Annotated in this window: 8 protein-coding genes; all 8 read left to right on the forward strand. The window is 60.8% G+C overall.

The annotated features are described in order from the left end of the window. The first annotated feature begins 187 nt into the window (after window positions 1-187). Window positions 188-514: a flagellar hook-basal body complex protein FliE gene (fliE, locus tag ACXRVY_RS13450; RefSeq protein WP_116263161.1), complete on the forward strand. Its 327-nt coding sequence runs from the start codon at window positions 188-190 to the stop codon at window positions 512-514. A gap of 16 nt (window positions 515-530) precedes the next feature. Then, on the forward strand, window positions 531-2,318 hold the full coding sequence (fliF, locus tag ACXRVY_RS13455) for a flagellar basal-body MS-ring/collar protein FliF (protein ID WP_223461360.1): 1,788 nt from the start codon (window positions 531-533) through the stop codon (window positions 2,316-2,318). Then, window positions 2,311-3,330, forward strand: a complete 1,020-nt coding sequence (gene fliG, locus ACXRVY_RS13460; RefSeq protein WP_007983391.1) for a flagellar motor switch protein FliG — start codon at window positions 2,311-2,313, stop codon at window positions 3,328-3,330. The genes fliF and fliG overlap by 8 nt, the downstream gene beginning before the upstream one ends. Window positions 3,331-3,334: 4 nt before the next feature. Beyond that, window positions 3,335-4,132 carry a flagellar assembly protein FliH gene (gene fliH / locus ACXRVY_RS13465; protein WP_223461362.1) on the forward strand — a complete coding sequence of 266 codons (798 nt, stop codon included), beginning with the start codon at window positions 3,335-3,337 and terminating at the stop codon, window positions 4,130-4,132. Next, window positions 4,122-5,480 (forward strand): flagellar protein export ATPase FliI, encoded by a 1,359-nt coding sequence (gene fliI, locus ACXRVY_RS13470; protein WP_458237542.1) that lies wholly within the window; start codon window positions 4,122-4,124, stop codon window positions 5,478-5,480. The genes fliH and fliI overlap by 11 nt, the downstream gene beginning before the upstream one ends. Window positions 5,481-5,486: 6 nt before the next feature. Further along, window positions 5,487-5,936 carry a flagellar export protein FliJ gene (gene fliJ, locus ACXRVY_RS13475; protein ID WP_223461367.1) on the forward strand — a complete coding sequence of 150 codons (450 nt, stop codon included), beginning with the start codon at window positions 5,487-5,489 and terminating at the stop codon, window positions 5,934-5,936. 89 nt (window positions 5,937-6,025) lie between these two features. Further along, window positions 6,026-6,325 carry an STAS domain-containing protein gene (locus ACXRVY_RS13480; protein ID WP_223461369.1) on the forward strand — a complete coding sequence of 100 codons (300 nt, stop codon included), beginning with the start codon at window positions 6,026-6,028 and terminating at the stop codon, window positions 6,323-6,325. A gap of 5 nt (window positions 6,326-6,330) precedes the next feature. Continuing rightward, window positions 6,331-6,791: response regulator (locus tag ACXRVY_RS13485; RefSeq protein ID WP_458237543.1), on the forward strand; the 461-nt coding region annotated here is incomplete at its 3' end.

Below are 6,791 nucleotides of genomic sequence, written 5' to 3' on the forward strand. Positions count from 1 at the left end.
ATATTGCGGGGCGGCAGGATAAGCGCGACAGCCTTGAGTCCATCGCGAGCAGGCTCGCTCCTACAGGAGGGGGGCGTAAGGAAGGGCTTTTGTGAAACAAGGCCATGGAGCTGGCACCCTTGTTGCTAACACCTCATTACCCGCCGAGTGAGTGTCAAAAAATTGCGGGTCGTCAAAGAGAGAAACCATGAGCCAAGGTATTGAATTCAATCGGTTGATGCTGGACATGCGCGCCATGCAAATGGATGCCATGTCTGCGCCGAAGTCGGCTGCCGTCCCTGAAGTGGCGGGCAGCAGCTTTTCCGACATGCTCGGCCAGGCCGTCAATAAAGTGAAYGACACCCAACAGGCTTCCACTCAGTTGGCCAGCGCCTTCGAAATCGGCAAAAGCGGCGTCGACCTCACAGACGTGATGATTTCCTCGCAGAAGGCCAGCGTTTCATTCCAAGCGTTGACCCAGGTGCGCAACAAGCTGGTTCAGGCTTACCAAGACATCATGCAGATGCCGGTTTAAAGGACGAGATTGAGTCATGGCAGAAGCAGTCGCCGATAATGTTCCGGCCAAGGCCACTCTAATAGACGGCAAGCCGCCGCTGTTCGGGTTGTCCTTCCTGGAAAACCTCTCCGAGATGACCATGTTGCGTCAGGTGGGCCTGCTGGTCGGCCTGGCAGCGAGCGTGGCGATTGGTTTTGCCGTGGTGTTGTGGTCCCAGCAGCCGGACTACCGGCCTCTGTACGGCAGCCTTGCCGGCATGGACGCCAAGCAGGTCATGGAAACCCTGGCCTCCGCCGATATCCCGTACACCGTCGAACCCAATTCCGGTGCCTTGCTGGTCAAGGCCGATGACCTCTCCCGTGCGCGGCTCAAGCTCGCGGCCGCTGGTGTCACTCCCAGCGACGGCAACATCGGTTTCGAAATCCTCGACAAGGAACAGGGGCTGGGCACCAGCCAGTTCATGGAAGCGACCCGCTACCGTCGCGGCCTCGAAGGCGAACTGGCCCGGACCATTTCCAGCCTGAACAACGTCAAGGGTGCCCGCGTGCACCTGGCGATCCCGAAAAGTTCGGTGTTCGTGCGCGACGAGCGCAAGCCGAGTGCTTCGGTGTTGGTTGAACTCTATTCCGGTCGCTCCCTCGAACCCGGCCAGGTCGTGGCCATCATCAACCTGGTGGCGACCAGCGTTCCCGAGCTCAGCAAGTCGCAGATCACCGTGGTCGACCAGAAGGGCAACCTGCTCTCGGATCAGGCGGAAAACTCCGAACTGACCATGGCCGGCAAGCAATTCGACTACAGCCGTCGCATGGAAAGCATGCTCACCCAGCGCGTACACAACATCCTGCAGCCGGTGCTGGGCAACGATCGCTATAAAGCCGAAGTGTCCGCGGATGTGGACTTCAGTGCGGTCGAGTCGACTTCCGAGCAATTCAACCCGGATCAACCGGCGTTGCGTAGCGAGCAGTCGGTCAACGAACAGCGTACCGCCAGCAACGGTCCGCAAGGTGTGCCGGGTGCATTGAGCAACCAGCCGCCGTCGCCGGCCTCCGCGCCGCAAACCACCGGTGGCGCCACTGCGTCGGCCGGCATGGTGCAGCCAGGTCAGCCGCTGATCGATGCCAACGGCCAGCAAATCATGGACCCGGCCACCGGTCAGCCGATGCTCGCACCGTACCCTGCGGACAAGCGTCAGCAATCGACCAAGAACTTCGAACTCGACCGTTCCATCAGTCATACCAAGCAGCAGCAGGGCCGATTGAATCGCCTGTCGGTGTCGGTGGTGGTCGATGACCAGGTCAAGATCAACCCGGCCAATGGCGAAACTACCCGTGCGCCTTGGAGCGCCGATGAATTGGCACGCTTCACTCGCCTGGTTCAGGATGCGGTCGGCTTCGATGCCAGCCGTGGTGACAGCGTCAGTGTGATCAACATGCCGTTCTCCGCCGAGCGCGGTGAAGTGATTACCGATATTCCGTTCTATTCCCAGCCGTGGTTCTGGGACATCGTCAAGCAAGTGCTGGGTGTGCTGTTCATTCTGGTGCTGGTGTTCGGTGTGCTGCGTCCGGTGCTCAACAACATCACCGGTGGCGGCAAAGGCAAGCAGCTGGCCGGTATTGGTAGCGACATCGAGCTGGGAGGCATGGGCGGTCTGGATGGCGAACTGGCCAACGACCGTGTCAGCCTCGGTGGCCCAACCAGCATTCTGCTGCCGAGCCCGAGCGAAGGCTATGACGCTCAGTTGAACGCAATCAAGAGTCTGGTGGCAGAAGACCCGGGGCGTGTGGCCCAGGTCGTGAAAGAGTGGATTAACGCAGATGAGTGATAACCGAGCCGTTGCCGCCAAACTGTCCAAGGTCGACAAAGCTGCAATCCTGTTGCTGTCCCTGGGCTCCACCGATGCTGCGCAGGTGCTGCGTCACATGGGTCCCAAAGAGGTTCAGCGCGTGGGCGTGGCCATGGCCCAGATGGGTAATGTGCACCGCGAGCAGGTCGAGCAGGTGATGAGCGAGTTCGTCGATATCGTCGGCGACCAGACCAGCCTGGGCGTCGGCTCCGACGACTATGTGCGCAAAATGCTCACCCAGGCCCTGGGCGAAGACAAGGCCAACGGCCTGATCGACCGCATCCTGCTCGGTGGCAACACCAGCGGCCTCGACAGCCTGAAGTGGATGGAGCCGCGCGCCGTCGCCGACGTGATCCGCTACGAACACCCGCAGATTCAGGCGATCGTGGTGGCGTACCTTGATCCGGACCAGGCCGGTGAAGTGCTCGGCAACTTCGACCACAAGGTGCGACTGGACATCATCCTGCGAGTCTCCTCGCTGAACACCGTACAGCCAGCGGCCCTGAAAGAACTCAACCAGATTCTCGAGAAGCAGTTCTCCGGCAACTCGAACGCCTCGCGCACCACCCTGGGTGGCATCAAGCGTGCGGCGGACATCATGAACTTCCTCGACAGCTCGATCGAAGGCCAGCTCATGGACTCGATCCGCGAAGTCGACGAAGACCTGTCCGGTCAGATCGAAGACCTCATGTTCGTCTTCAACAACCTGGCCGATGTCGACGACCGCGGGATCCAGGCGCTGCTCCGCGAGGTGTCCTCCGACGTGCTGGTGCTGGCCCTCAAGGGATCGGACGAAGGCGTCAAGGAGAAGATCTTCAAGAACATGTCCAAGCGTGCCGCCGAATTGTTGCGCGACGATCTGGAAGCCAAGGGCCCGGTACGCGTCAGCGACGTGGAAACCGCGCAGAAGGAAATCCTCACCATCGCCCGCCGTATGGCCGAAGCCGGAGAAATCGTTCTCGGCGGCAAGGGCGGCGAGGAAATGATCTAACGCCATGGTCAAGAATGATGATGCACCCACTGACCTGATCCGGGCCAGGGATGTCGGTGGCTTCGAGTCCTGGGCGTTGCCCAGTTTCGACCCGCCGGAGCCCGAGCCTGAACCAACGCCTGAACCCGAACCGCCGGAAATGGAGGAAGTGCCGCTGGAGGAAGTCCAGCCACTGACCCTTGAAGAGCTCGAAAGCATTCGCCAGGAAGCCTACAACGAAGGTTTCGCGGTGGGAGAGAAGGAAGGTTTCCACAGCACCACGCTCAAGGTTCGTCAGGAAGCCGAAGTGGCACTTTCTGCGAAGATCGCGGGGCTGGAACAGCTGATGGCGCATCTGTTCGAGCCCATCGCCGAGCAGGACACCCAGATCGAAAAATCCCTGGTCGACCTCGTGCAGCACATCACCAAACAGGTAATTCAGCGCGAACTGGCCATCGACTCCACGCAAATCGAACACGTCATGCGCGAGGCTCTAAAGCTCTTGCCGTTGGGCGTGGGCAATGTGCGGTTGTACATCAATCCGCAGGATTTCGAACAGGTCAAAGCCCTGCGCGAACGCCATGAAGAGACCTGGCGCATCGTCGAGGACGAATCGTTGTTGCCCGGCGGTTGCCGGGTCGAGACCGAACACAGCCGCATCGACGCCACAGTCGAAACCCGCATTGCGCAGGTGATGGACAAGCTGTTCGACCAGTTGCACGAACAGTCCTTGCACCCGACCGCACCGGACTTGAGCCTGGAACTGCCGGTCGACAGCAAGCCTGCTGCCGCGCCAGAAACGGATGCACCTGATGCGCCTTGAGCGCACCAGCTTCGCCAGGCGCCTGGGCAGTTACGCCGAGGCGACTACGCTTGCCGGTGCGCCGATCCTTGAAGGCCGCTTGCTGCGCATGGTCGGTCTGACCCTCGAAGCCGAAGGCCTGCGCGCCGCCATGGGCAGCCGCTGCATGGTCATCAACGACGACAGCTATCACCCGGTACAGGTTGAAGCCGAAGTGATGGGCTTCTCCGGCAGTAAAGTCTTTCTGATGCCAGTCGGCAGCGTCGCCGGTATCGCACCTGGCGCCCGCGTAGTTCCCTTGTCCGATACCGGGCGTTTGCCGATGGGCATGAGCATGCTCGGGCGGGTGCTGGATGGCGCCGGCCGTGCACTGGACGGCAAGGGCGGGATGAAGGCCGAAGACTGGGTGCCAATGGATGGCCCGACCATCAACCCGCTCAAGCGCGAACCGATCAGCGAACCGCTGGACGTGGGTATCCGTTGCATCAACGGCATGTTGACGGTCGGGCGCGGTCAACGGCTCGGGCTGTTTGCCGGTACCGGTGTCGGTAAATCGGTGTTGCTGGGAATGATGACGCGCTTCACCGAGGCCGACATCATCGTCGTCGGGCTGATCGGTGAGCGGGGTCGTGAAGTTAAAGAGTTCATCGAGCACATCCTCGGTGAAGAAGGGCTCAAGCGTTCAGTGGTGGTGGCGTCCCCGGCGGACGATGCGCCGCTGATGCGTTTGCGCGCCGCCATGTATTGCACGCGAATCGCCGAGTATTTTCGCGACAAGGGCAAGAATGTCCTGTTGCTGATGGATTCGCTGACCCGGTTCGCCCAGGCCCAGCGGGAAATCGCCCTGGCCATCGGCGAACCTCCGGCGACCAAGGGCTATCCGCCGTCGGTATTCGCCAAGCTGCCGAAACTGGTGGAGCGGGCTGGTAATGCGGAGAAAGGCGGTGGTTCGATCACCGCGTTCTACACCGTGCTGTCCGAAGGCGATGACCAGCAGGATCCGATTGCTGACTCGGCACGGGGCGTGCTCGACGGGCACATCGTGCTGTCGCGGCGCCTGGCCGAAGAGGGGCATTACCCGGCCATCGATATCGAAGCGTCCATCAGCCGGGTGATGCCGGYGGTGGTGTCACCGGAACACATGGCCCGCGCGCAGTATTTCAAGCAGTTGTGGTCGCGTTATCAGCAGAGCCGCGACCTGATCAGCGTCGGTGCCTATGTCGCCGGCGGTGACCGGGAAACCGATCTGGCGATTTCCCTGCAACCGCAATTGGTCAAATACCTGCGTCAGGGGCTCAATGACAGCATCAGCCTGGGCGAAAGCGAAGCGTMTCTCGCCTCGATCTTCGCGCCCGCGGCAGGCGGTTAAGCGGTCATGGCCCTGAGTCGGGCGGGAAGGCTGGCACCGGTGGTGGAAATGGCCGAGAAGGCCGAGAAAACCGCGGTCCAGCGCCTGGGGCACTTTCAAGGGCAGGTTCGTCTGGCGCAAAGTAAACTCGCCGACCTTGAAGCCTTCCATCTCGACTATCAGGAACAATGGATCGTACGCGGCAGCGGTGGTGTCTCGGGTCAATGGTTGCTGGGCTATCAGGGCTTTCTCGCGCAATTGGGCACGGCCATCGACCAGCAGCGGCAAAGCCTGGCCTGGCATCAAAACAACCTGAACAAGGCCCGGGAAACCTGGCAGCAGGCGTTTGCCCGAGTCGAGGGTTTGCGCAAGCTGGTTCAGCGCTATGCCGATGAGGCGCGGGCGCTTGAAGACCGGCGCGAACAGAAATTGCTGGATGAATTGTCCCAGCGCTTGCCGCGCGAGAACCCCTATTGAGCGTGCTTTCGAAAAACAGGTAGGCTTGCCCCCATCCACAGCTGGTGCTAAACCTTCTAAACGTTCTCCAAAGACAAGGAAGCCATTGAATGTCAGTCGTTACCGAAGTGTCCCCTGATGGGCAAAAGTTGACGATATCGGTCAAAGGACGATTCGATTTCGCCAAGCATCAGGAATTTCGTCAGTCTTACGAAGATAAAGAGATATCGGCGGTTGTGGTCGACCTGAAAGACGCCACTTACCTCGACAGCTCGGCTCTGGGCATGCTGCTTTTGCTGCGCGATCACGCCGGTGGCGACGACTCCGATGTGCGCGTCGTCAACAGCAGTACCGACGTGCGCAAAATCCTCGCCATCTCCAACTTCGACAAACTGTTCGACATCAGTTGATTGCCATGCAGCCACTGGAGCCGCTGACCATTCTGATTGCCGAGGACAGCGCCGCCGATCGCCTGCTGTTGTCGAGCATCCTGCGCCGCCAGGGGCACGATGTGCTGACGGCGGCCAACGGCGCCGAAGCGGTCGACGCATTTCGCCAGCAACAACCGCACCTGGTGTTGATGGACGCGATGATGCCAGTGATGGACGGCTTTGAGGCGGCCCGGCAAATCAAGATCCTGGCCGGGGAAACCCTGGTGCCGATCATCTTCCTCACCTCGTTGTCCGAAAGCGAAGCCCTGGCCCGTTGCCTGGAAGTCGGCGGTGACGACTTTCTGGCGAAGCCCTACAACCAGGTGATTCTCGCCGCCAAGATCAAGGCGATGGATCGCTTGCGGCGCTTGCAGGACACCGTGCTGCAACAGCGTGATCAGATCGCCCGGCACCACGACTACCTGCTCAACGAGCAGCGTGTGGC

The organism is Pseudomonas sp. P5_A2_2 (assembly GCF_054177685.1).

Excerpts from the sequence above, each read along its gene's own strand:
- fliF (WP_223461360.1), top strand. The coding sequence starts at position 531 with ATGGCAGAAGCAGTCGCCGATAATGTTCCGGCCAAGGCCACTCTAATA.
- fliG (WP_007983391.1), top strand. The coding sequence starts at position 2,311 with ATGAGTGATAACCGAGCCGTTGCCGCCAAACTGTCCAAGGTCGACAAA.
- fliH (WP_223461362.1), top strand. The coding sequence starts at position 3,335 with ATGGTCAAGAATGATGATGCACCCACTGACCTGATCCGGGCCAGGGAT.
- fliJ (WP_223461367.1), top strand. The coding sequence starts at position 5,487 with ATGGCCCTGAGTCGGGCGGGAAGGCTGGCACCGGTGGTGGAAATGGCC.
- ACXRVY_RS13480 (WP_223461369.1), top strand. The coding sequence starts at position 6,026 with ATGTCAGTCGTTACCGAAGTGTCCCCTGATGGGCAAAAGTTGACGATA.